Annotated in this window: 23 protein-coding genes; 8 read left to right on the forward strand and 15 right to left on the reverse strand. The window is 72.0% G+C overall.

Annotated elements, in window-relative coordinates; genetic code table 11:
* Positions 1-18: 18 nt before the first annotated feature.
* The 3 genes from QQM67_RS17215 to QQM67_RS17220 all read right to left on the reverse strand — a co-directional run bounded on the left by QQM67_RS17215 (position 19) and on the right by QQM67_RS17220 (position 2759).
* The gene (locus QQM67_RS17215; RefSeq protein ID WP_314175122.1) at positions 19-1227 is read right to left on the reverse strand and encodes an LLM class flavin-dependent oxidoreductase; all 1209 of its coding nucleotides are present in this window, start codon (positions 1225-1227) and stop codon (positions 19-21) included.
* A gap of 232 nt (positions 1228-1459) precedes the next feature.
* Positions 1460-1594, reverse strand: a complete 135-nt coding sequence (locus QQM67_RS30660; protein ID WP_399066966.1) for a putative leader peptide — start codon at positions 1592-1594, stop codon at positions 1460-1462.
* Between the two features lie 334 nt (positions 1595-1928).
* On the reverse strand, positions 1929-2759 hold the full coding sequence (locus QQM67_RS17220) for a hypothetical protein (RefSeq protein WP_314174773.1): 831 nt from the start codon (positions 2757-2759) through the stop codon (positions 1929-1931).
* A 308-nt stretch (positions 2760-3067) separates the two neighbouring features.
* Between QQM67_RS17220 and QQM67_RS17225 the strand changes: the two genes are divergently transcribed.
* On the forward strand, positions 3068-5803 hold the full coding sequence (locus tag QQM67_RS17225; protein ID WP_314174774.1) for an SAM-dependent methyltransferase: 2736 nt from the start codon (positions 3068-3070) through the stop codon (positions 5801-5803).
* A gap of 61 nt (positions 5804-5864) precedes the next feature.
* Here the strand turns inward: QQM67_RS17225 and QQM67_RS17230 are convergent, their stop codons facing one another.
* The 6 genes from QQM67_RS17230 to QQM67_RS17255 all read right to left on the reverse strand — a co-directional run bounded on the left by QQM67_RS17230 (position 5865) and on the right by QQM67_RS17255 (position 10370).
* Positions 5865-6413, reverse strand: a complete 549-nt coding sequence (locus QQM67_RS17230; RefSeq protein ID WP_314174775.1) for a GntR family transcriptional regulator — start codon at positions 6411-6413, stop codon at positions 5865-5867.
* A 238-nt stretch (positions 6414-6651) separates the two neighbouring features.
* Positions 6652-7185 (reverse strand): cysteine hydrolase family protein, encoded by a 534-nt coding sequence (locus tag QQM67_RS17235; RefSeq protein WP_314175123.1) that lies wholly within the window; start codon positions 7183-7185, stop codon positions 6652-6654.
* Complete coding sequence (locus QQM67_RS17240; protein WP_399066969.1) at positions 7077-8957, reverse strand: MFS transporter; 1881 nt, start codon at positions 8955-8957, stop codon at positions 7077-7079. The genes QQM67_RS17235 and QQM67_RS17240 overlap by 109 nt, the downstream gene beginning before the upstream one ends.
* Positions 8954-9403: a MarR family winged helix-turn-helix transcriptional regulator gene (locus tag QQM67_RS17245; RefSeq protein WP_314174776.1), complete on the reverse strand. Its 450-nt coding sequence runs from the start codon at positions 9401-9403 to the stop codon at positions 8954-8956. Before QQM67_RS17245 ends, QQM67_RS17240 begins: the two co-directional genes overlap by 4 nt.
* A gap of 70 nt (positions 9404-9473) precedes the next feature.
* Positions 9474-9818, reverse strand: coding sequence for an EthD domain-containing protein (locus tag QQM67_RS17250; protein WP_314174777.1), 345 nt, complete (start codon positions 9816-9818; stop codon positions 9474-9476).
* 150 nt (positions 9819-9968) lie between these two features.
* Complete coding sequence (locus QQM67_RS17255) at positions 9969-10370, reverse strand: winged helix-turn-helix transcriptional regulator (RefSeq protein ID WP_314174778.1); 402 nt, start codon at positions 10368-10370, stop codon at positions 9969-9971.
* A 96-nt stretch (positions 10371-10466) separates the two neighbouring features.
* Here QQM67_RS17255 and QQM67_RS17260 point away from each other — a divergent pair, with 96 nt between their 5' ends.
* Together QQM67_RS17260 and QQM67_RS17265 are read left to right on the forward strand one after the other, a co-directional pair.
* Positions 10467-11321 (forward strand): SDR family oxidoreductase, encoded by an 855-nt coding sequence (locus QQM67_RS17260; RefSeq protein ID WP_314174779.1) that lies wholly within the window; start codon positions 10467-10469, stop codon positions 11319-11321.
* A 141-nt stretch (positions 11322-11462) separates the two neighbouring features.
* Entirely contained in the window at positions 11463-12092 is a 630-nt protein-coding gene (locus QQM67_RS17265) for a hypothetical protein (RefSeq protein ID WP_314174780.1), read from the forward strand.
* A gap of 248 nt (positions 12093-12340) precedes the next feature.
* Here the strand turns inward: QQM67_RS17265 and QQM67_RS17270 are convergent, their stop codons facing one another.
* A complete protein-coding gene (locus QQM67_RS17270) occupies positions 12341-13189 on the reverse strand; it encodes an AraC family transcriptional regulator (RefSeq protein WP_314174781.1) in 849 nt (282 codons plus the stop codon).
* Positions 13190-13313: 124 nt separating this feature from the next.
* Here QQM67_RS17270 and QQM67_RS17275 point away from each other — a divergent pair, with 124 nt between their 5' ends.
* Positions 13314-14138, forward strand: coding sequence for a phytanoyl-CoA dioxygenase family protein (locus QQM67_RS17275; protein WP_314174782.1), 825 nt, complete (start codon positions 13314-13316; stop codon positions 14136-14138).
* A gap of 5 nt (positions 14139-14143) precedes the next feature.
* Here QQM67_RS17275 and QQM67_RS17280 read toward each other — a convergent pair whose 3' ends face one another.
* Positions 14144-14536: a VOC family protein gene (locus QQM67_RS17280; RefSeq protein WP_314174783.1), complete on the reverse strand. Its 393-nt coding sequence runs from the start codon at positions 14534-14536 to the stop codon at positions 14144-14146.
* 34 nt (positions 14537-14570) lie between these two features.
* The gene (locus QQM67_RS17285; protein ID WP_314174784.1) at positions 14571-15383 is read right to left on the reverse strand and encodes an arsenate reductase/protein-tyrosine-phosphatase family protein; all 813 of its coding nucleotides are present in this window, start codon (positions 15381-15383) and stop codon (positions 14571-14573) included.
* Positions 15384-15525: 142 nt separating this feature from the next.
* On the opposite strand from QQM67_RS17285, the gene QQM67_RS17290 reads away from it, so the two are divergent.
* Positions 15526-15882 (forward strand): DoxX family protein, encoded by a 357-nt coding sequence (locus QQM67_RS17290; protein ID WP_314174785.1) that lies wholly within the window; start codon positions 15526-15528, stop codon positions 15880-15882.
* 16 nt (positions 15883-15898) lie between these two features.
* Here the strand turns inward: QQM67_RS17290 and QQM67_RS17295 are convergent, their stop codons facing one another.
* Positions 15899-17056: an FAD-dependent monooxygenase gene (locus QQM67_RS17295; protein ID WP_314174786.1), complete on the reverse strand. Its 1158-nt coding sequence runs from the start codon at positions 17054-17056 to the stop codon at positions 15899-15901.
* A 2-nt stretch (positions 17057-17058) separates the two neighbouring features.
* Positions 17059-17418: a YybH family protein gene (locus QQM67_RS17300; RefSeq protein WP_314174787.1), complete on the reverse strand. Its 360-nt coding sequence runs from the start codon at positions 17416-17418 to the stop codon at positions 17059-17061.
* An 88-nt stretch (positions 17419-17506) separates the two neighbouring features.
* On the opposite strand from QQM67_RS17300, the gene QQM67_RS17305 reads away from it, so the two are divergent.
* Positions 17507-18385 carry a LysR family transcriptional regulator gene (locus tag QQM67_RS17305; protein WP_314174788.1) on the forward strand — a complete coding sequence of 293 codons (879 nt, stop codon included), beginning with the start codon at positions 17507-17509 and terminating at the stop codon, positions 18383-18385.
* Positions 18386-18485: 100 nt separating this feature from the next.
* Here the strand turns inward: QQM67_RS17305 and QQM67_RS17310 are convergent, their stop codons facing one another.
* A complete protein-coding gene (locus QQM67_RS17310) occupies positions 18486-19754 on the reverse strand; it encodes an ROK family transcriptional regulator (protein WP_314174789.1) in 1269 nt (422 codons plus the stop codon).
* Between the two features lie 272 nt (positions 19755-20026).
* Here QQM67_RS17310 and QQM67_RS17315 point away from each other — a divergent pair, with 272 nt between their 5' ends.
* The gene (locus tag QQM67_RS17315) at positions 20027-21337 is read left to right on the forward strand and encodes an MFS transporter (protein WP_314174790.1); all 1311 of its coding nucleotides are present in this window, start codon (positions 20027-20029) and stop codon (positions 21335-21337) included.
* Positions 21334-22731 (forward strand): sulfatase-like hydrolase/transferase, encoded by a 1398-nt coding sequence (locus QQM67_RS17320; protein ID WP_314174791.1) that lies wholly within the window; start codon positions 21334-21336, stop codon positions 22729-22731. Before QQM67_RS17315 ends, QQM67_RS17320 begins: the two co-directional genes overlap by 4 nt.

Genomic DNA, 22731 nt, shown 5'->3' on the forward strand with positions numbered 1-22731 from the left:
GTCTGCGGTCCCTCCGACTCAGGCGGTTGGGGGTACCCCCTGCTCGGAGAGCTCGGGGGAATAGCGGTTGGCGGGACGGGCAAGGCCCAGCAGCCCGCGCAGGGTGCCGGCCTCGTAGGAGCGGCGGAAGGCGCCCCGGCGCTGGAGCTCGGGGACCAGGCCGTCGGTGATCGCCGGGAGGTCGTGGCCGAGGACGGCCGGGCGCAGCCGGAATCCGCTCAGCCCGGCCGACTGCAACTCCTGGAGCAGGTCGGCGAGTTGGGCGGCCGTGCCGGTGAAGACGCGGGCGTCGCCGGTGTACGGGGACCCGGCGAGGTCGTCGAGCCGCTCGCGCCGGGCCGCCGCGGCGCCCTGGTCGTCGTCGAGGAAGACCACCAGGTCCCCGAAGACGTGCAAGGGCACTTCCGCTCGTCCGGCCTTCTCCTGCTCCGCGCGGATCTCCGCGACGATCGCGCGTGCCTGGCCCGTGTCGTGCGGCGTGACGTATCCGATGTCGGCCTGGCGGGCCACCAGCCGGTATGGGGCGGTCCGGTGTGCGAGCGCGCTGACCGGGGGCTGGCCCTGGGGAGGACGGGGAGTGATGGACGGGCCCCGCACGCTGAAGTGCCTGCCCTCGAAGTCGATGTAGTGGAGCTTGTCGCGGTCGATGAAGCGGCCGGTCGCCACGTCCCGGATCTCCGCGTCGTCCTCCCAGCTGTCCCACAGGCGGCGGACGACCTCCACGTAGTCGGCGGCCTCGTCCAGGAGCCCGGCCGCCGACTCCCGCGCGTCCGGGCCGTCGTACGACTCGACGCGGGGGATCGTGCGGCGGCCGAAGTGCGCGGCCTCGTTCGGGCGCGCGGCGATCTGCACCCGCAGGCCCGCCCGACCGGTGCTCGCGTAGTCGAGGGTGGCGATCGCCTTGGAGATGTGGAACGGCTCCGTGTGCGTGACGACCGCTGTCGGCACCAGTCCTATGTGCCGGGTGAGGGGTGCGATGCGCGCGGCGACGAGGACGGCGTCCAGACGGCCGCGGACCTGGTCGGTCCGGCCGTCGAGGTCGGGGAAGCGGGAGGACTGGAGGCCGAGGCCGTCCTCGAATGTCACGAAGTCGAGCAGGCCGCGCTCGGCCTCGGCGACCAGACCGGCCCAGTATCCGGCGGTGAGCAGGTCCCGGGGGCGGGCGGAGGCCTCGCGCCAGGAGGCGGGATGCCATCCGGTGCCGTCGAGGGCGACGGCGAGGTGCAGCTGGGAAGCGGGCGGCGAAGGGAGTGAGGACGGGACTGACGGGAGTTGGGACGGGAGTTGGGAAACGCCTTGAGCGGGGGGCTGGGCAGGGAGTGGTGAGGACACGGCCGGGTGCCTTCCTTGAGGTCCGTACGAGATCACCGCCTCGCGCCCGAAGAGGGAAGGGCAGGGCAGGGCACGGCGGCGGGCGGGCGCAACGAGATGAGGGCTGCGGCCCAGGGCCGGGGGAAGGTCAGGGGCGACAGAGCGCGCCGGCAACGCGCCGCAGATCGATGTGCGGCCTGGAGTAGAGACGGATGCGGCGGCGCGGATGCAGGGCTCGCGGGCTCAGGGCGCGGGAGCGCAGGGGGTGCGGATGCCGTCGCATGTGCCGCACCTCCGTCCGTCGCGCCGGGACGAGCGCCGTACGCGTACCTCGTCGTGAGTCACAACGGCACGGCACCGCCGTCTGTTCCTCGTCTACGCGCCCGAAGGCGCGCGGTCCGGCGGCGGTGCGGGGAGCCGAGCGACTCGTACGGCCGGATCGCGCACCACGGTGCGTCCCTTGAGGACGCGGACCCGCCGCTCACCAGCCCTCCCCCGACCCTTCCCGCACACGCTCCGCGCGAAGCGCGCATTCCACGCCGAGCCGGCCCACGGCCGCCAAGTACCGGGCCGCTGTGAGGAGTTGGGCACCCGGCGCACGACGAGCGGCCGGCGCGTCACTCCGCCGCCGGCTTGCGCACCTCGCTCCGCACCGAGTCCACCTGCTCGGCGAACGCCTTCAGATCGATCTCTTCCGGCTTGCGGCTCAGCGTCTCGTAGCTGTTGTCGGACACGCTTGCTCCCGAACCGGGATCGCTCCAGGCACACGTGGCGATGGACAACTCGCGGCCGCCCTGGGTCTTGGTCACGACCTCGCAGGTGAGCGGATCGCCGGCGCCGGGAGGCGTTATCTCCCGGCGGGGCACCGCCACATCGACCGCCGGGTCCTGCTCCATGCCGTCGAGCATCTCGTCACCGTGGCCGACGCCACCGCCGACGGCGTCCGAGTTCAGACCGAGGTACAGCAGCTGCTCCTGTGCGGAACTGCCGTTGTACATGCCCACGTACTGCTGGTCGCCGGCGCCCAAGTCGGGGTTCTTGGCGCGCGATTCATCGCTCATGTCCTTCGCCAGCTCGTACTTCCCGTCCACGAGGGTCCTGGGCATGGTCACGTGGTACTTGGTCCCGCCCGCGTCGGACGGTGAAGACGAGTCCTTTCCAGCAATGTTGTTGCCGTACCAGGAGAGGAGGGCGAGCCCGAGGACACCCGCCACGCACACCGCGATCACGGCGAGCACCCTCCCGGCGTTGCCCTTCCTCGGAGGCGGCACCCCGTACCCGGGCGGCCCCAACGGCGGCCCCCCGTACGGATACTGCGGCGGACAGGGCTGCCCATAGGGCTGCGGCACCGGCGGTACGGGAGGCTGCGCCTGCGGCGGCGGAGGCCCGTCGGCACCGGGCGGCGGGCCGAAGCCGGATCCGCCCTCGGGCGGGGGAGGACTGGTCATGTTCCACTCACTACTCTCACATCGCGGACAGAACGCGTGAGTCCGTCCGCGGCCCGTCTCGGACCTGCTCGGACCTGCTCTCGGACCTGCTCTCGGACCTGCTCTCGGACCTGCTCGGACGCTACGGCCCCGCCGGGCCCGCCGCGCATTGCCGCGATGCACGGGATTCTTGCCGTGCCGCACGGAGCGGCGATCCAGCCGGCTCCTGGCGCCTCCGCCCACGCCGCACCCGGCGCCGAAAAAGAGCGGAGCCGGTCTTACTGGTGTTCGATAGTCTCCGGCCATGGGGGAGAGGTGAGTGGGGGCACATGCTGACCCTGACGGAACTGGTCAACGGGACGCACCGGCGCGCGCCGGTGCTCCAGTGGGTGGCGCGACCTCGTCACCTCCGCGACTCCGTCGTGAAGGAGATCGTGGTGTGGGAGCGGGCGACGGCGTCCCGCCCGTCCGCCACGGCCGCGCTGGTGATCGTCGACGGTGCTCAAGGTGCCGGTGATCTGCGGCAGTTGACGGTCCAGCTGGAGCGGGCGGGCGCGGTGGGCGCGGTGCTGCTCGACGACGTCGACGTGCCGGACTCCCCTCGCCTGCCGGTCTTCCGGCCCACGACGGCGTGCACGGCACTGGAGATCCAGTCGGAGCTGCTGCGCCGCAAGGCCGAGGCGTCCGATCAGTGGGCGCATCTTCTACAGCAACTGCTCGACCGTTCCGGGCGCTTCTTCCGTGAAGGCAAGGGCCCGGAGGCGCTGGTGAAGTGGCTTTCGCAGACGACCGGCGCCCACCTGGCCGTTCTCGATCCCGTAGAGGGAGCCGAGCGCGTCGAGGGCGTCGATCCGGGCCTGCTGGACGTGTTCTGGCGAATCCGGAACGGCTCTCCGACGTGGGGCGCCGACGACGGCCCGGACGGGCAGGGCCCGTACGTACTGATGCACGCCCTGGAACGGATCGACCCGGTGGCGCTGGCAGGCAACGACAAGCGCCCCGTGCTGGTCTCCACCCGCAACGCCCCGTGGCACCCGCTGCACAAGAAGCTGATGGAGCGGGCCGCGGCAGAGGTGAACCGGCTTCAGCTGCCGGTGACTTGGCGCACGGAGCACGCCGAGCTGCATCGCAGCTGGTCGGCGGTGCGCCAGTCGGGCCTTCAGTTGCTGATGACCGGGAACGTGGCCGTCGCCGGGCGGGTGCTGGCGCCGCTGATGCCCGATCTGCTGACCCGCGAGTGGATGAGGATGGGCATCCTTCAGTGCGCTCCCGGCCAGGACCGCGAGCAGGTGCGCGGGGAGTGCGAGCGGATCATGGCCGGCGACGCGCTGGTGGTGCTGTGCCTGGGCGAGCCGCGCAACGTCCTCGTGCTCACGCCGGACGAGGGCACCGGAGACGGTCGCCGGCTGCGCGACGCCCTGCGGCCCGTACTGGAGGAGCGGGGACTCGTACTCGGCGTCAGCGCCTCGGCGGCCTGGCGGCACACCACCCTCGCGTACCGCAACGGGATGCAGGCGCTGACGCGCGCCCGTCAGGAGCCCGGCCGCGTGGCCTTCGGGGACTCCAAGGACACCTCCGGCTCTCTGGTCAAGCGGCTCAAGCCCTGGACACAGGCTTGGGCCGCGTCCGTGCTGCACGCTCCCCTCTCGCGGCTCCCCGTGGAGGAGCGCCGCGAGCTGGTGCACGTCGCCACCATGGCGCTGAGCCTCGGTCCCGTGCAGGCGGCCCATCTGCTGGGGACCGTGGAGGACGCCGCCGCCGCGCGAGGCGGCTGGGTGCGACGCGTGTCGGTGGGCGACCGCAACCAGGTCACCGAGAAGCTCCAGCGGCTCGGCCGCGACGCCGGCCTCACGGGCTCGCGGATGGAGCGCGCCGTGCTGTATCTCGCCCTCGGGCTCGACGGAGTCGCCGGGCCGGACGGTGCGGTACCGGCCGAGTCCGCACCGCCGACCCTGCGGCAAGTCCTCGACTCTCCCGAGGCGGTGAGCTGGCAGCGCGAACTGCTCGGCGGGCTGACCGGCGAGCAGCGAGCACTGCTCGTCAGCTGGCTGGTCCACGGGACCGAGGCCACCGCCGAGGCCGAGCGCACGAGCCAGCGGACCGTCCGCAACCGTCTGGCGAAGATCGGCAACGCTCTGGGCCGCACGCTGACCGGGAAGCCCGCGCATACGTACGAGGTGATCCTGGCCCTGGCCATCGCCGGTGAGCTCACGCTGCCCGATCCGGGACCGCAGACCTCGCCTGTGACCGCCGCGCCGCCGAAGCCGAGCGGCAGCGACACCTGGAGCCCCGCACCGCGCGTCCGCCGCCCCGCGCCGCGCTGGTCCGGGCTGATCAACGCCTGCCGGGACGGGGACTACTGGTACCCGCACGAGGGCGAGCTGCTCCGGCGCGTGGACGACCAGTTCCCCTTCGGCCGGCTGGTGCGCTCCGCCCGCAACCACCGCGAGCGCGTGGTCCGTTGGGCCGCCGGCCAGGGCGTACGGCAGTTTCTGCACCTGGGCTGCGGACTGCCGCAGGCTCCGCACCTGCACGAGTGGGCCCCGCCTGGCGCGAGATGGGTGAACGCCGACCAGGACCCCGTCGCGCGGGTGTACTTCGGGGAGCTGGCCCCGTCCGTGACCGCACACCGAGTCGGGTGCACGGCACTGACGCCGGGCGACCCCGAGGGGCTCCTGGAGACGCTGAGCCGCGACCACGGCATGGACCTCTCCCGGCCGCTGGGCGTCATATACGGAGAGACCGGCCCCGTACTCGACCCGCTGCTGGTCTCACGGACCGTCTCCCGTCTCGCGCCCGGCAGTCTCGTCAGCGTCTGCGAACTCGCGGAGGACGATGCGCCCGGCTTCGCGGCGGGGATGAAGATCCTGCGGGAGGCCGGCTTGATCTGTGAGCCACGCACCGAGGAGGAGACGGCTGCGCTGGTCGAGGGCCTTGTCCTCGTCGAGCCGGGCGTCGTACGGGATGACGCGTGGCACCCCGAACTGGCCCCGCCTGACCGGCCGGTGGAGCCCGTCCCGGGGAGTGCGGGCTGGCACGTAGCCGTCGCCCGGGTAGGCCCGTGACGGTTCCGCGTCACCCCCGGTCACCGGTCGCCGGACCCGCTCGTCCGTCACCGGTTGCCGGTCACAGCGGAACAGACACGACACGCACAGCGCGGATCTCGCGTGCGGGACGTGCCGCCGTGGACGCACGGCGGGGTTCGCGAGCCACCCACCCCTCACCGGCCAGGGCCTCCAGCGCGTTCGCGACGGTGGCCTTCGACGTGCCCACCGACCGTGCCAGCGCGGTCTGCGTCGGCAGCACCGAGCCGGGCGGGTAGACGCCCAGAGCGATCCGCTCCCGCAGCCTCAGCGTCACACGCGCCGTCGCGGTGACATGGGCGGGCCCGACAGGCGTCACCTCCGGTGCGGAACCGAGGAGTTCGACAAGACCCCGCTCGTGAAGACGGAACGCGGCGCACCGCGTGATGGCCGGAGACGCGTTCACATCCGCGCTGAGCTGCTCGACGGAGATCTCCTGACCGACGCGGTAGAAGCCGCCACGCAGGACGTGGCGAATCCTCGCGGCGAGCCGCTCCACCGCCTCTTCCGCGTTCGCCGGGGTTCGCGTGGCCGTGCGGCTCTCTTCCTGGCCGGCGGGGGACTCCGGATCTGCCGTCGTGTCACGGAGCATCGCGTGGCTCGCCTCCGAGTGTGGGGAGGACGGACCGGTGGTCGCCGGGGCCTTCCACGGCGCGCTCCGTCCTGGCTCGTACACGCCGGACGCTACGAGTGACCCGCCCCCGGCCGGCATTGCCGTGACGCATGAGTTCCTTACCGCACCGCAGCGAAGGTTCATTCCGGGGCGAACCGCCTTCCGCGACGGGAGAGTTCCGGCCGGGGCGCGGGGAGCCGCCGCCGGGACCGGCCGCTTACGCGGAGACCCACTCGCCGACGGTCGTGACCTCGGCCTGGCGCGGGAACACCTTCTCGGTCAGCACCCGGTGCACCTCGGGATCGCCGTCGAGGCAGCCGTCCGAGAGGACCGTGAGGCCGAAGTCCAGGTCGGCGGCCTGGCGGAGAGTGGACAGCACGACACCGCTGGTGGCGATGCCGGTGAGGACGAGGTCCTCGACGCCGCCCGCCCTGAGCACCATGTCGAGATCGCTGCCCGCGAAGCCGCTGACGCGCTTCTTGGTGACGACGACGTCGCCGGGCTCCGGTGCGACGTCCGGGTGGACCGCCGCCCCCGGGTCGCTCTCGGCGAAGCCGCCCCCTCCCCGCGCCAGCGCGCCGAACGACTTGTTCCGGGGGCTCACTTCGGGGTGGCCCGCACGGAAGCCGACGACGACGTAGATCACCGGCGTGCCCGCCGCGCGTGCCGCGTCCACGGCTCGGCGCAGCCGCGCCAGATATCCGCCGTCGTCCTGGAAGCGGTCCACGATGCCCTGCTGGACGTCCAGCACGAGGAGGGCGCTTTTCGCCATGTTCGCTGTCCTTTCTCGGTGTCGTCGGGCCCGAGTGCCGTCTCGTACGAGCCGGGCCGGCGGCGCCGGCCGCGCAGCCCCGAGGCGAGCGCGGCGACGAGTGCCATCGCCGTGGCCATGCTGAAGACCGTGACGAGCCCGTGGTGGAAGGGCCCCGAGACGAGCTCGGGGAAGAAGCGGGTCCCGGTCAGGGTCCGCACGCTGTGCTCCGGAAGCCTCTCCAGGACGCCGCCGGGCCCGAGGAGGTGGCCGATCGGGTTCTCGCCGAGGAACGTGGCGAACAGCGTGCTCACCGGGGGCAGTTCGGCCACCCGGGCCGCCGCGTCCGCCGGTACGCCCTGCCCGCGCAGGCCGCCCTCCAGCGCTCCGGGAAGCGACCCGGCCAGGCCGGAGATCATCAGGGAGAAGAAGAGCCCGATGGACAGCGCCGTCCCCGAGTTCTGGAACGTCGAGCGCATGCCGGACGCCACTCCTCGCTGCTCGGGCGCGACGCTGCCCATGATGGCGGAGGTGTTCGGGGCGGAGAACATTCCCTGGCCCAGCCCGCTGACCAGCAGCAGACCCGCGAACGCGGCGTACGGGAAGTCGACCGGGATCATGAGCAGCCCGACGAAGGCGCCCGCCACCAGCAGCAGTCCGGCCGTGGAGAACAGCCGCGCCCCGAATCTGTCGGAGAGATGCCCCGAGACCGGACCGGCCACGAGGAACCCGATCGTCAGCGGCAGCATGAAGATCCCGGCCCACAGGGGCGTGCGCTCGAACTCGTAGCCGTGCAGCGGCAGCCAGACGCCCTGCAACCAGATGATCAGCATGAACTGCATGCCGCCCCGTGCGACGGCCGTCAGCAGAGCCGCCAGATTCCCCGCGGCGAAGGCCCGCACGCGGAACAGGCCGAGCTGGAACATCGGTTCGCGGATCCGGGTCTCCGCGACGCAGAACAGCACGAGCAGCCCCAGCCCGGCGCCCAGGCCGCCCAGCACCCAGGGGTTGGTCCATCCCGTGGAGTGCCCGCCGTACGGCTGGATTCCGTAGGTGATGGCGGCGAGGAGACCGCCGGCCCCGGCGGTGAAGGTCAGGTTGCCGATCCAGTCGATGCGGCCCGGCGTGCGCGCTCCGGTCTCGCGCAGACTGCGGTACGACCACACCGTGCCGATCACCCCGATCGGCACGCTCACCCAGAACACCGCGCGCCAGTGGATGGTCGCGAGCAGGCCGCCCGCGAGCAGCCCGAGGAACTGCCCGGCCAGCGCGGTGATCTGGTTGACCCCGAGCGCCATGCCGCGCTGTCCGGCCGGGAAGGCGTCCGTCAGGATGGCCGCCGAGTTCGCCGTCAGCATGGACCCGCCGACGGCCTGCACGATGCGGAACCCGATCAGCCACAGGGCGCCCCCGCCGCCGCGCAGCGGATCGAGGGAGAGGGCGAGCGAGGCGCACGCGAACACGGCGAACCCCATGTTGTACATCCGCACCCGGCCGAACATGTCGCCGAGCCGCCCCAGCACCACGACGAGCACCGCGGAGACCAGCAGATAGCCGAGGATCATCCAGAGCAGATAGCCGATGTTGGCGGGGAGCAGCGGGTCGAGACCGATGCCGCGGAAGATCGCCGGCAGCGAGATGATCACGATCGAGCCGTCTATGGTCGCGATCAGAACGCCCAGCGTCGTGTTGGACAGCGCCACCCACTTGTAGCGCCCGTCCGTCCCCGGCGCCCCGGCCGCCGCCTCCTTCGGCGGCGGGCCGGCGCTCACAGCCGGTCCGCGAGCCGGTCGAGCAGCGGCAGCACCGCCACCAGCCTCCGGCGCTCGGACGCGGTGAACTCCTCCTCCAGCACGCCCGTCAGCAGCCGTACGGACTCGGAGCGGCGGTCGGCCAGCACGCCGCGCCCGGCCGCGGTCACCGCCATCAGCACCCTGCGGCCGTCCGCCGCATCCTGCCGCCGGGTCACCAGGCCTCGCTCCTCCAGCGCGGCGAGCGTGGATGCCATGGCCTGCGGGCGCACCCGCTCCAGCTCCGCGAGCGACCCCGGCGATCCCGCGCCGTCACGGTCGAGCCGCGCGAGCACCGAGACCTCCGAGAGCGTCAACTCCCCCACGCTGTGCGCCTGTCTCACGCGGCGGGCGATGCGGCCCACGACCAGCCGCAGCGCGGCGGCGACCTCGTCGGCGTCTTCTGGCGGTGTGCTGTCCTTCCCCATGGGTACTAACAATAGGTTGATCAACCGAGGATAACTACCCCGGCCCGGAACTCCGCGCCGGCGACCGTCGTCAGGACCCGGCAGCCGCCGACGTGTGCTCCTCGACGACCCACGAGCGGGTCCGTCCGGGGTCGAGGAAGCGGGCCTCGTCCTCGGCCACTCCGGAGTCCTCGGCGCGGACCACGGCGAGCCAGTGCCGGTACGCCGCCTCGTCGGGGAACTTCACATGGGTCACCACGTCGAAGTCGGCGGCGAACCGGCGGTCCACGGGATCCGGCAGATAGTTCCGGGCGTAGTACTCCGGTGCCGGCGCGAGGCTGAGGATCAGCGGTACGTGATGGTTCTCGTAGTAGTCGACGAACTGCTCCCGGCTGAGCCCGTCCCGGGCCTTGAGCAAGGCGATGACAGTGATCAATTCGGCTCTCTCGTCGTCAGTGCCGCCGGCGCGCATGCCGGACCTCGACGATACGTACCACCGCGGGCGTCGAGGTCCACGCACTGCCTGGCGGACGGGCCCACGGCGGACGGCACATGGCAGACGGCCCATGGCGGACGAACGCCCCGCTCAGATCCGCCCCTTCGCGGTGTCGTACGTCCGCCGCGCCTCCTGCACCGACTCCATCCGCTTCTCGGTCCACATCGCGAGGGAACGCACCTGCTCGGCGGCCTCGCGGCCCAGCTCCGTGAGGGAGTAGTCGACGCGCGGAGGGATCACGGGCTTCGCGTCCCGGTGCACCAACCCGTCGCGCTCCAGGGTCTGGAGGGTCTGGGTGAGCATCTTCTCGCTGACGCGGCCGATGGCGCGGCGCAGCTCGTTGAAGCGGTGCGGCCGCTCCTGGAGGTGGATCAGGACGAGGACGCCCCAGCGGCTGGTGACGTGCTCCAGGACGAGGCGGTACGGACACATGCCCTCGTCCCCGACGACGTACTTGTCGGACGGCGTACTGCCTGCGGTACTTACAGCCATGCCAGTACCTTACTTCAAGGTGGGTACTAACGAAACCGTCTGTACTGCTCCTAGGGTGAGTGTGCACGCACGCACACCCGCAGAGGAGATTCGACAATGCGCATCGTCGTCACCGGAGCCACCGGGAATCTGGGCCGCCACGTCGTCGACGGCCTGCTGGAGAAGGTTCCGGCCGACCAGATCGTCGCCGTCGTCCGCGACCGCGAGAAGGCCGCGCCGATAGCCGCGAAGGGCGTCGGGCTGCACATCGCCGACTACAGCACCCCCAGCACCCTCGGCGGCCTCTTCGCCGCCGGGGACAGGGTGCTGCTCATCTCGGGCAGCGAGGTCGACAAGGACCGCGTCGCCCAGCACACCGCCGTGATCGAGGCGGCCAAGGCCGCGAACGTGGGGCTGCTCGCGTACACCAGCGCCCCGGGGAGCCTGACCGCCGCACTCGGAGACGACCACCGCGGCACCGAGAAGGTGATCGAGGGATCCGGTCTGCCGTACGTACTGCTGCGGAACAACTGGTACAGCGAGAACTACACCGAGCAGCTCGCGCCGGTGCTGGAACACGGCGCCGTCGTCCAGGCCGCCGGCGAGGGCCGGGTCGCCTCGGCCTCGCGTGCCGACTACGCGGCGGCGGCCGTGGCGGTGCTGACCGGCGAGGGGTACGAGAACAGGACGTTCGAGCTGAGCGGGGACACGGCGTGGAGCTTCGCCGAGTACGCCGCCGAGTTGAGCAGGCAGACCGGCAGGGAGATCGCCTACAACGCGGTCTCCGCCGAGACGTACACCGGTGTCCTCACCGGCGCCGGGCTGCCCGAGGGGCTCGCCGCGATCCTGGCCGGAGTGGACGCGTCCATCGAGAAGGGCGAACTGGCAGGCACCAGCGGTGACTTGTCGCGGCTGATCGGCCGCCCGACGACACCGATCGCCGACTCGGTCGCGGCGGCGCTCGCAGGCTGAGCGCACAAACGGGGGTTCGTGGCAGGGCGTTGAGGCCCGGCCGGAGCGGGCCGGTACGGGACTCTCACCGCGCACAACCTTTCGGCACGCTTGACGGTCTGTCGTGACGACAGCAACCGTTACGGGGGAAAGGTTCCGAATATGCGCGTACATCCCTTCCGTTCCGCCGCTCTGGGTGCGGCGGCGCTCGCCGCGCTGGGGCTCACGCTCGTCGCGGCCGGGCCGGGCGCCGCGGCGAGCACGGGCGCGAAGACCCGGGTGCCGGGCTTCCTGGCGCCCGCGGACCTGCCGCCGCACCCGTCCTCCTCCTGGTGGGCGGGCACGGTGACGGCGGGGCTGCCCGATCCGGAACCCTTCTGCCTGGACGGCGCGTTGCCCTCGGCGAGAAGCCATCACCGGGAGTTCCAGACCGACTTGGACACCAACGCGACCCAGGTCGCCGTCACCAGTCCGAGCACCGCCGCGGCGAAGAGGCTGGCCGCCTCGCTGCGGGAGGCCGTCGCCTCGTGCGCCGCGGACTGGCTGCGTGAGACTCCCGGCGGCACCGCCTCCTGGGAGGACTACGGCGGCCTGGCCGCCGGGGACGGCGCGCATGTCTACGGGGTGCACACCTCCGTCCCCGAGTCCGAGCCGGGCGCGCACCTCTTCGGCGTCGGGCGCGACGGCAAGCTCGTGACCGTCGTCCGCTGGGGCCAGATGGGCGATCTGGGCCAGGCACCGGTCCGCGACTTCAAGCGGACGACCAGGACCGCGGTCGCGAAGCTCGACTGACCCGGCGGGCGGCGGCGAACTCGGCGGCGCCTTCGTCACGTTGCGAGGGTGTCGCCGGGGCTGACCCCGTACGCGTCGTGGTAGTGAGCGGCGAAGTGGGACGCCCTCGCGCAACCCCGGGAGAATCTCTGGTTCCGGCGGTACTCCTCGGAGGAGAAGCCACGCGTGCGACGGGCAGCCCGTGACTCCGCACGGCCACTCACCGTACGGATGCGATCACTGTCCGTGCGCACGCGATAACCGAGGAATCACGCACCGACGCCGCGCGACGCCTCGAACCGGTTCCGGTAGTCGCGGGGCGCCATCCCCTTCAGCTCCCGGAAGCGTCTGTTGAAGTTCGACAGATTCCCGTAGCCGCAGTCCGCGGCGATGTCGGCGACGCGCCGGCCGGAGTCCCGCAGAAGGTGGCAAGCGGCGTTCACACGCAGCGAGTTGAGGTAGTCGGTGATCGTGGTTCCGGTGGTGCGCCGGAAGAACCTGCTGGCCGAACTCGGGGCCATGTGCGCCGCGTCGGCCACCTCTTCGAGACGCAGGGGCCGGTGGTAGGCGGCGTGCATCAGCCCCACCATCGCGTCGATGCGTTCGCTCGCCGCCCGGTCCAGTACGGGAACGTGCCGGGCGCCGGCGAGCGGGCGTGCGTGTGCGCAGCCGGACAGCCGAAGCAGCACCCTCAGCAGCTCCAACGTCCGCTCGGCCGGGCCCAGTCCGTTCAGCTCGTCCAGCCCCACGAGGCTCGGCGGGAACACCAGACCGCGTGCGGCGCGCTCCAACAGCCCGGCGACGGCGGCGAATTCGGGCCGGTCGAGGAAGTCGCCGAGGAAGTCGCCGCGGAACTGGGCCACGACGGCTTCCTGTTCGTCCTGCCCGGGAGTCGAGACGTATGTATGGGGCAAGTCCGGGCCGATCAGGGTGAGATCGCCGGGCCCGTAGTCCTGAACGCAGTCGCCGACAAGCCGGGTGCCGGTGCCCCGGGTGATGAGGGTCAGCTCGAATTCGTGGTGGAAGTGCCACTGGAACGCGAACTGCCGCTCCCTGCGCACGAACAGCTTCCAGGAGAGCGGTGGTGTGGAACCGACGTGCTCGAAAGCGGCGCGCACGCTATCCCTGCCTTATCCCTGCCTTCTTCCTGTGACCAGGTCCTGGCGGGCGAGGTCAAGAAAGTACCGGTTCCGGCCATCGTAGACGTGGAGGGATCGCCGGGAGCCGCGGAATCTGACGTGCATGACGGCCACGCATCCAGACCTCCACCGCCGCTGCGCCGTTGAGAGATCAGCGCTGCGGCACTTCGACGAGCAGGGCTTCGTCAGGCTTCCCGGTGTGCTCTCCCCCGGCGTCGTCGAGAGCTACGAGCCGGAGATCACGTCTCGGGTCATCGAGTTGAACACCCAGCATCTGCCGCTCGCCGAGCGCGACACCTACGGCAAGGCCTTCCTCCAGGTCACCAACCTGTGGCAGCACAGCCAAGCCGTACGGGATCTCGTCTTCTCCTCGCGGCTGGCGGGCATCGCCGCCGATCTGCTCGGCGTGGGGGCCGTCCGCCTCTACCACGACCAGGCCCTGTACAAGGAGCCGGGCGGCGGCATCACGCCGTGGCACGCGGACCAGTACTACTGGCCGCTGTCCAGCGACCGGACCGTCACGGCCTGGATTCCCTTGCAGGAGACGCCCGTTGAGATGGGGCCGCTGACCTTCGCCGTCGGCAGCCACCGCTTCGTCCACGGGCGCGACCTCCCGATCAGCGACAAGTCCGAACGCGAACTCCAGCGCGCACTCGCCGCGCGGAAGCTGCCCGTGCTCGAAGCGCCGTACGAGCTGGGGGACGTCAGCTTCCACAACGGCTGGACCTTCCACCGCGCCTCGCCCAACCGCGCGAGCGAGCCGCGCCGGGTGATGACGGTCATCTACATGGACGCGAACATCACCGTCGCCGAGCCGGTCAACGACAACCAGCGGGCCGATCTGACCGCGTGGATGCCGGGCACCGCGGTCGGCGAGATCCCGTCGACGCCCCTGAACCCGGTCCTCTACGACCGCTCGGCGGCGTAGGGCGCTCAGGCGCCGGCGGGCTGGAACAGCTCGACCACGTTGCCGGACGGGTCCTCCAGCAGGATCTGCTGTCCCCCGGGACCGGAGACGATGTCGTTGCGGAACGTGAGGCCCGCCGCACGCAGCCGGTCCACCTCGGCGGCGATGTCCCCCACGATGAGGTGGATGCGGTTCCAGCCGCCCGGAACCGGCCGGGTGCCGTCGGGCATGGGCCGGCCCGCCGAGCTGGCGGGCCCGCTGAGCAGGAGCCGCAGATTGCCGCGTACGACGTCGGCGAACGCCGGGGCCGCGCTCATCCTGAGGGTGAAGCCGAGATGCCCGGTGTAGAAGCCGATCGCCGTCTCGACGTCGTCGACCATGTACCGGACATTGACCAAGTCCGCTGGATTGTCGGGCACTTGGATCCCTCCGAAGTCGTCAGGGTGCGTTCGATCACGCACGGATCGCATACAGCAGGAACTGGATACGCGTGTTCAGCTCGTCCGCGGTGCGGACGAACGCCGGGTGGCCGTCCTCTCCGGCCGCCGCCTCGGCCGCCGGATCGGGGATGCTCCAATGCGCCACGGCCGGGGCCCCGGGGAAGTCCGGGCACCGCTCCCGCACGCGGTCGCACAGGCTGATGACGTGGTCGAAGCGCCGCTCGGCGAACTCGTCCAGATGCTTCGAGCGGCGGCCGCCCATGTCGATGCCGCGTTCGCGCATCACGCGCACGGCGTCGGCGTGCAGGGGCTTGGGGTGGCTGCCGGCGCTGGCCGCCTCGACCAAGGGGCCGCCCAGCCGCTCCAGGATCGCCTCGGCCATCTGGGAGCGGGAGCTGTTGCCCGTACACAGGAACAGCACGCGGACAGGCGGCCCGGACCGCCGCCGGCGGGAGCCGCCCGCGGCCGGGCTCAACTCGGCCGGAACCAGCCGCAGGCCCGGATGGAGCGCGGCACCCGCCTCGGTGAGCCGGTCACGGCACGCGGCCAGATCGAGGCTGTAGTACGTGTCGCGCTTGTCCGCCGAGCTGCGCCGCGTCGTCACCAGGCCGCCGCCGCGCAACTGGCCGAGGTGGTACGACGTGAGGCTCTGCCGCTGGCCGATCAGAGCCGTCAGCTCGCGCACCTGCCGGTCACTGCGGGCGAGTTCGCTCAGCAGCTGCCAGCGCACGGGGTGCCCGGTCAGCTGGAGGAAGCCGGGCGGGGCCGTCGGGGTGTCCGAGGTGGCCGGGGCGTCCGGAGTGTTCCGGGAAACGGTGGAGGGCACACGCGGAAGATACATCAATCCAGATAGTTCAATCAATCTGAATTGCTGGATTCGCTTTGGGCCGCGGCGCATGTCACGTCCGGGGCGCGGGTGCCGTCATAGGGGTGGACCCAGCAGCCGTTCAAGGAAGAAGGAGACCCGCGTGTTCGCCGCCTATCTCGTGGTCACCCTCGTCACCGCGGCCCTGAACGGCCTCGCGGCCGTCGCGAATCTCACCGGACACGACTACCCGAAGAGGGAGGCGGACAGGCTGCGCGTGCCCCGGTCCTGGGTGCGCCCGCTGGGCGCCGCCCTGGGCGCGGGCGCGCTGGGGCTGCTGGCGGGGTTCGTCGTGCCCGCGCTGGGCACGCTCGCCGCCACCGGTCTGGTCGTCTACTTCCTCGCGGCGCTCGCCGCCCATCTGCGGGTCCATGACCGCCAGTTGGGAGCCTGGGCCCTGTTCTTCTGCCTGGCCGCGGCCTCCCTGGCCCTGAGCCTGGTCCACCACGGCCAGGTGTGAACCGGGCGGCCGCGGATCACCGTCCGCGGCACATGGCGTCGGCCCCGGTGTCGCGCCGGTAGGTCCGCGTGACGCGCGCGAGCGCCGCGGGGGACTTCTCGTCCCCGGTGCGCTGCATCTCGCGGTTGGCGGCGACGACCGCCGTCGTCGCCTCGCGCCGCTTCGACTCGTAGCGCGCGAGGCCTCCCAACAGGTCGCGGTCGCGGGCCAGTTCGGCGGCGAGCACGCGGGCGTCGACGATCGCCTGCGACGCGCCGTTGGCCCCGACGGGATACATCGGGTGCGCCGCGTCGCCGAGCAGCGTCACCCGGCCCTCGCCCCACGACGGCAGGGGGTCCCGGTCGACCATGGGGTATTCGAGCACCTGCCCGCTGTTCCGGATCAGCCGTTGCACGTCGAGTCCTCGCAGGTCCCAGTCGCCGAAGTGGCCGAGGACGTCGCCGGTCCGTCCGGGGCGGTTCCAGTCGGCGTCGCCCGGCAGCGGCCCCGGCTCGCCCGCGCGCACCAGGCCCACCCAGTTCACCAGGGACGGGCCGATCGGATAGGCGATCAACTCGGCGCCTGCCTCGCCCCGCGCGAGGATCATCGTGCGGCCGTCGAGGAACGGCCCCGTTTCGGCCGCCCCGCGCCACATCCGTACTCCGGACCAGAGCAACGGGTCCGGGCCCGGGTGCAGCCGGGCGCGGACCGCCGAATGCAGACCGTCCGCACCGATCAGGGCCGCCGCGTCCAGGGTTCCGTCCGGGGTCCGTACGCGGACCGTCCCGGCGTCCTGCTCGAAACCCAGCAGCCGGGTTCCGGTGCGTACGGCGTGCGGGCCGAGCCGGTCGCGTACCGCCGAGAGCAGCAGCATCTGGAGCCGGCCGCGGTGCACGGAGTACTGCGGGTGGCCGTAGCCGCCCGCGAGGCCCCGCGGCTCCGTGAAGAGGGTGTTCCCGTGCTGGTCGCAGTAGACGTTCCGGGCGGTGGCGACGCCGACGCGGGCGAGATCGCCGCCGAGACCGAGCTCGGTCAACTCCCGTACGGCATGGGGCAGAAGATTGATGCCGACGCCCAGGGGCCGCAGCTCGCGGGCGGCCTCGATCACCGACACCTCGGCTCCGAGGCCCTCGGCGTGCAGGCTGAGCGCCGCGGTCAGCCCGCCGATCCCGGCTCCGGCGACGACGATGCGCATGCTCAGTCCCGGACCTCGGGCCGGTCGATGACCCGCAGCCAGGTTCCGTCCGCTTGCCGCCGCACGACCTGGACCCGGCCGCCGGTGTCGTCCGCCGAGCGGGTCGAGGTGATCGCGAGGTCGCCGTTGCGGACGGTCGGCAGCGGCGGTTCCGGCTGGAAGTCGGGCACGTGCGCGAGCATCTGCTCCATGACGGCCCGGATCGCGTCACGGCCGACCGTGACCGACCCGGGCGGGTACGCGAGCACTGCGTCGGCCTCGTAGAGCGCGGCGAGGCCGTCGGCGTCGCGGGCGACCGCCCGCTCGACGAAGAGACGGGTCAGATCCTCGGGCTCGGCTGCGCGTTCGTATGCGGTGTTCATCGGTGCCTCCCTGTTCATACGTCCAGCCTGCGTCGGTTCGAGCCAGAACTCAAAGAGCAGTTCGTTCTCGTAGTTAGACTCATCCGTTATGGAACTTCGCCAGCTGCACTACTTCGTGGCCGTCGCCGAGGAGGCGAACTTCACGAGGGCCGCCGCGCGGGTGCACGTGGCCCAGCCGGGGGTGAGCGCCCAGATCCGGCGGCTCGAACGCGAGCTCGGGCAGGAGCTGCTGGACCGCTCGGGGCGCTCGGTCCGGCTGACGGAGGCGGGCGCCGCCGTGCTCCCGTACGCGAGGGCGGCACTCTCGGCGGTCGAGGGCGCGCGCCTCGCCGTCGACGAGCTGACCGGTCTGCTGCGCGGGCACGTCGCGATCGGCACCGTGACCTCGCACGACGTGGATCTGCCCGCGCTGCTGGCCGCCTTCCACGAGGACCATCCCCAGGTGGAGATCACGCTCACCGAGGACGACTCCGACCGGCTCGTCGACGCGCTGCGGACCGGACGGCTGGACGCGGCGATCATCGCCTACGGCGCCGAACCACCGGACGGCCTGGGCACCCACGTCATCACCGAGGAGCGGATCGCCGCGGCCGTCGGCCGACGTGACGCCCTGGCGAGGCGCACGACGATCCCGCTCGGCTCCCTGCGCGAGCGGCCGCTGATCTGCCTGCCCCCGGGCGCCGGAATCCGGTCGGTCCTCGACGAGGCCTGCGCGGCGGCCGGCTTCACACCGCACGTCGCCTTCGAGGCCGGCAGCCCGCTGATGCTCGCGGATCTCGCGGCACGGGGGCTCGGCGCCGCGATCGTGCCCATGTCCGTCGCCGGGTCACGGGACGACCTGCATCCGCTCACCATCACCCGGCCCGCGCTGCGCGGGTCCCTCGCCTTCGCCTGGCGCGCGGAGGGCACGGTCAGCCCCGCGGCCCGCGCCATGATCGACCGCGCCCGCCGGATGCTCCGCCGGTGACGGCCGGGGGACGACCGGTTGCGGCCGCGGCCGCTCCCGCCACGGCGCCGGTACGGCCCAACTCCGTTGCCCGGCACGGGCGTTGCTGCCGGTCCGGGCGTCACGCCGGGGCGGGACCGGGGGCCTGAGCGAGTGCGTCGAGGTAGCGCACCTGTGTGTGCTGCAAGGCGTGGTGGAGGGCCCCGGTGACGACCGCCCGGTGGGTGAGCGGCGAGGCCGCGAGTCTCGGCACGTCGCCGGTGATGCCCTCGACCTGGCGGCGCAGGGGTTCGAGGAGCACGTCGCCCGCGGCGGCCACGGCGCCGCTGATGACGACGAGTTCGGGCGCGAGGATCATCGAGAGCGTCGCTACGGCCCGTGCCGTGGAGGCGAGGGCGTCGTCGAGGATCCGGGACGCCGCCGCGTCGCCGGCCCGTACGGCCCGGAAGACCGTCTCGGCGTCGACACGCGCCGGGTCGCCCTCGACGAGGTCGTAGAGGGCGGCCGCCGGTGCGGCACTCCCCGGCGAGGCCGGGGACGACCGGCGCCGGGCCAGCTCCGCGACCGCCTCCGCCCCGCGGCTGCGCGCGAGGAAGGCGATGCCGTCGGGCGTGCTGCCGGGCATGAGTTTGAGGAACGACAGGTCGCGGGCCCTGTTGTGGTGGCCGCGCAGCAGCGTCCCCCCGGTGAAGACGCCCACGCCGAGCCGCTCACCGGCCAGCAGGCACACCACGTCGTCGGTGCCGGTGGCGACGCCGCGCCAGCGCTCGGCCACGGCCGCGAGGTTGCAGTCGTTCTCGACGGCGACGTGCCAGCCGAAGTCCTTCTCGATCGCGGCCCGCAGGTCGAGGTCGAGGAAACCGGGAATGCCGGTGCGTACGCGTACGACGCCCGTCTCGCTGATGGTGCCGCTGGTCCCCACGCACACCGACAGCACGTGCCGCGGTTCGAAGCCCGCGTCGCGCACGGTCGTCGCGGCGAGCTCCCGTACGAGAGCGATCCGCTGCTCCGGGGCGACGTCCGGGTCCTCGAAGGTGATCTGCCTCTCGGCGACGGACTCGCCGCGCAGATCCGCGAGGACCGTGCGCGCGGTGTGCGCACCGATGTCGATGCCCAGCACATGGCCCGCGTCGGCGCGGAAGACGAAGACGCGCGAGGGGCGTCCGCGGCGCGGGGCGGTCGCCTCGTGACCGCCGGGCGCCTCGGCGACCCAGCCGAGCTCGATCAGATGCCGGGCCGCGGCGTGCACGGTGGGCCGTGACATGCCGGTGGCCGAGATGAGTTCGCTGGCGGACATCGCGTCGCCCGCGCGCAGGGCTCGCAGTACGCGAAGGGCGTTCAGCTGGCGGACGTAAGCGGTGTCCGCGACATCTCTTGACGTGCTCGGCATGGCATGCCAGCGTATCGCCCGCATTAAATAAACGAGTCTTATTTAAAGTGCCGCCCGGCGTCCGGAAGCGAACCGCGACCCCGGATGCCCCCGGCACTCCCCGCCACCACACCGGCGAACAAGAACCGTCCACCCCACGCACCAGTCGGAAGGGCGATGACGTGACTGCCGCACCGCCGCCGGAGCCTCCCCACGAGCCCCCGCTCCCTGTCTCCGACTCCCACTCGGAGTCTGCCTCTGCCACTGCCACACCCGAGCCGGCCCCGCAGTCCATGCGGCAGGTCCTGGCGGCGAGCCTGTCCGGGGCCGCCCTGGAGTGGTACGACTTCAACCTCTACGGCATATCCGCCGCCCTCGTGTTCAACAAGATCTTCTTCCCCGACGCCGACCCGGCCATCGGAACCCTCGCCGCGCTGGCCACCTTCGGAGCCGGCTTCGTCCTCCGGCCGCTCGGCGCCCTGCTGTTCGGGCACCTCGGCGACCGCGTGGGCCGCAAGAAGTCGCTGGTGGCGACCATGCTCATCATCGGCGGTGCGACGTTCCTGATCGGGCTGCTGCCCGACTACCGCCATATCGGCGTCTGGGCTCCCGTCCTGCTCGTCGTGCTGCGTCTGGGACAGGGCCTGGGGCTCGGCGGCGAGTGGGCCGGGGCGTCCCTGCTGACCGTGGAGCACGCGCCCCGCCACCGGCGGGGCTTCTGGGGGAGCCTGCCGCAGACCGGGGCCCCGATCGGATATCTGATCGCGGTGGGGGTCACCAGCTTGTTCGCCGCGCTTCCCGAGGAGGACTTCCTGGCCTGGGGCTGGCGCGTGCCGTTCCTGCTGAGCGCGGTGCTGATGGTCGTCGGGGTGCTCGTACGCCGCACGATCCGGGAGACACCCGACTTCCAGAAGGTCAAGAACTCGGGCACCCGGGAGCGCATGCCGCTGGTGGCCGCCCTGCGGAAGTACCCGCGGACGGTGGGGCTGGCGTTCGGCGCCCGCATCGGAGAGGCGTGCAGCTCGCAGATCTACCAGCCGTTCGTCATCGCCTACGCCACGACGACCCTGGGGTACGGCAAGAACGTCGCGCTGATCGGCGTCGTCCTCTACAACGTGCTCGGGCTGGGCCTGATGCCGGTGGCCGGAGCCGTCTCGGACCGGATCGGCCGCAAGCCGCTGTATGTGGCCGGGGCCGTCTTCGTCGCCGTCTCCGCGTTCCCCTACTTCTGGCTCGTCGACAGCCACTCCGCCCCGCTGGCCTGGACGGCGATGTGCCTCGCGGCGCTCGGCGGCGCCGTCGGCATGTCCAGCGTCCAAAGCTCGTATTTCACCGAGCTGTTCGGGCCGCGGGTGCGCTACTCCGCGCTGGGGATCGCCACACAGGCGTCCGCCCTCGTGGCCGGTTTCGTGCCCGCGGTGGCGACCTCGCTGATCGTGGTCTTCCACGCGAGCTGGCCGGCCGCGGTCCTGCTGATCGTCGTGGCCCTGGCGTCCCTCGTCTCGACTCTGCTGCTCGCCGAGACCAGCAAGGAGGACGTCGCCGAGCTCGAAGCGCGCCACGAACCCCCGTCCGCCGGCAGGAAGGCCACGAGTCCCGCGTGAACACCGACACCGGCACCCGCACCGGCACCGGCACCGGCACCGGACGGCACCCCAACGTCCTGGTGTTCTTCACCGACCAGCAGCGCTGGGACACGACGGGACTGCACGGCAATCCGCTCGGCCTGACCCCGGTGCTCGACCGCCTCGCGGAACAGGGGGTGAGCGTCGACCACTCGTACACCTGCCAGCCGGTGTGCGCTCCGTCCAGAGCAAGCCTTCAGACGGGCCGCTACCCCACCGCGACGGGCGTCTTCCGCAACGGAATCGCCCTGCCGCCCGACATCCCCACGCTGGCCCACCACTTCCGCGCGGCCGGGTACGACACCGGCTACATCGGCAAGTGGCATCTGGCCCCGGACGAGCACACCGGTGCCGTGCCGGAGCGGTACCGCGGCGGATACGACTACTGGCTGGCGGCGAACCTGCTGGAGTTCACCTCGGACGCGTACACGACGACGCTCTACGACAAGGACGGCCGCCCCCACCACTTCGACGGCTACCGCGCCGACGCCCTCGGCTCGGCCGCGGCCGGCTTCCTCCGCCAGCGGCGGGAGGAGCCGTTCTTCCTGTTCCTGTCGTTCCTGGAACCCCACCACCAGAACGCCCGCGACGACTATCCGGCCCCGCACGGCTACCGCGAGCGCTACGCCGACGCGTGGACGCCTCCCGACCTCCGGGCGCTCGGCGGCGGCAACTCCCAAGAGCACCTTGCCGGTTACTACGGGATGGTGCGCCGCCTCGACGAGGTGCTGGGCACGGTTCTCGACACCCTCGCCGCGCAGGGGGAGCTGGAGAACACGGTCGTGCTGTTCACGTCCGACCACGGCTGCCACTTCAAGACGCGCAACGACGAGTACAAGCGGAGCCTGCACGACGCGTCGGTGCGGGTGCCGACCGTGCTGAGCGGGCCGGGGCTGCGCGGCGGACGGCGCCTGGAGGAACTGGTCAGCCACGTCGACCTGGCTCCCACGCTCCTGGACGCCGCGGGTCTCGCCGTACCGGCCGAGATGCAGGGCCGTTCGCTGCTGCCGCTGCTGCGCGGCGAGGACACCGGCTGGCCGGACGAAGTGCTCATCCAGATCAGCGAGTCCGAAGTGGGGCGGGCCGTGCGTACGCACCGCTGGAAGTACGGCGTCGTCGCACCCGGCGCCGACGCCTGGCAGGTTCCGGCCGCCGACCACTACGTGGAGACGTATCTCTACGATCTGCGAGCCGACCCCGACGAACTGGTCAACCGCGTCGGCGATCCCGCGTGCGCCGCCGCCCGGCGGGCGCTCGGCGACCGGCTCACCGAACGCCTCGCCCAGGCCGGCGAGGCCAGTCCCTCCATCGCCCCTGCGGCGGAGGACGCGGAGAGCACGCGGACCGAGGAGGACAGCCCGGCCGGAGAGTGA

This window comes from Streptomyces winkii (assembly GCF_032248595.1).
GTDB classification, from domain to species: domain Bacteria; phylum Actinomycetota; class Actinomycetes; order Streptomycetales; family Streptomycetaceae; genus Streptomyces; species Streptomyces winkii.

What these genes read in the sequence shown, in the direction of transcription:
- QQM67_RS17315 (WP_314174790.1), top strand. Translation starts at nt 20,027, where the DNA reads ATGCGGCAGGTCCTGGCGGCGAGCCTGTCCGGGGCCGCCCTGGAGTGG.
- QQM67_RS17265 (WP_314174780.1), top strand. Translation starts at nt 11,463, where the DNA reads ATGCGCGTACATCCCTTCCGTTCCGCCGCTCTGGGTGCGGCGGCGCTC.
- QQM67_RS17260 (WP_314174779.1), top strand. Translation starts at nt 10,467, where the DNA reads ATGCGCATCGTCGTCACCGGAGCCACCGGGAATCTGGGCCGCCACGTC.
- QQM67_RS17300 (WP_314174787.1), bottom strand. Translation starts at nt 17,418, where the DNA reads ATGAACACCGCATACGAACGCGCAGCCGAGCCCGAGGATCTGACCCGT.
- QQM67_RS30660 (WP_399066966.1), bottom strand. Translation starts at nt 1,594, where the DNA reads ATGCGACGGCATCCGCACCCCCTGCGCTCCCGCGCCCTGAGCCCGCGA.
- QQM67_RS17275 (WP_314174782.1), top strand. Translation starts at nt 13,314, where the DNA reads ATGACGGCCACGCATCCAGACCTCCACCGCCGCTGCGCCGTTGAGAGA.
- QQM67_RS17255 (WP_314174778.1), bottom strand. Translation starts at nt 10,370, where the DNA reads ATGGCTGTAAGTACCGCAGGCAGTACGCCGTCCGACAAGTACGTCGTC.
- QQM67_RS17305 (WP_314174788.1), top strand. Translation starts at nt 17,507, where the DNA reads ATGGAACTTCGCCAGCTGCACTACTTCGTGGCCGTCGCCGAGGAGGCG.
- QQM67_RS17295 (WP_314174786.1), bottom strand. Translation starts at nt 17,056, where the DNA reads ATGCGCATCGTCGTCGCCGGAGCCGGGATCGGCGGGCTGACCGCGGCG.
- QQM67_RS17310 (WP_314174789.1), bottom strand. Translation starts at nt 19,754, where the DNA reads ATGCCGAGCACGTCAAGAGATGTCGCGGACACCGCTTACGTCCGCCAG.
- QQM67_RS17245 (WP_314174776.1), bottom strand. Translation starts at nt 9,403, where the DNA reads ATGGGGAAGGACAGCACACCGCCAGAAGACGCCGACGAGGTCGCCGCC.
- QQM67_RS17220 (WP_314174773.1), bottom strand. Translation starts at nt 2,759, where the DNA reads ATGACCAGTCCTCCCCCGCCCGAGGGCGGATCCGGCTTCGGCCCGCCG.
- QQM67_RS17230 (WP_314174775.1), bottom strand. Translation starts at nt 6,413, where the DNA reads ATGCTCCGTGACACGACGGCAGATCCGGAGTCCCCCGCCGGCCAGGAA.
- QQM67_RS17225 (WP_314174774.1), top strand. Translation starts at nt 3,068, where the DNA reads ATGCTGACCCTGACGGAACTGGTCAACGGGACGCACCGGCGCGCGCCG.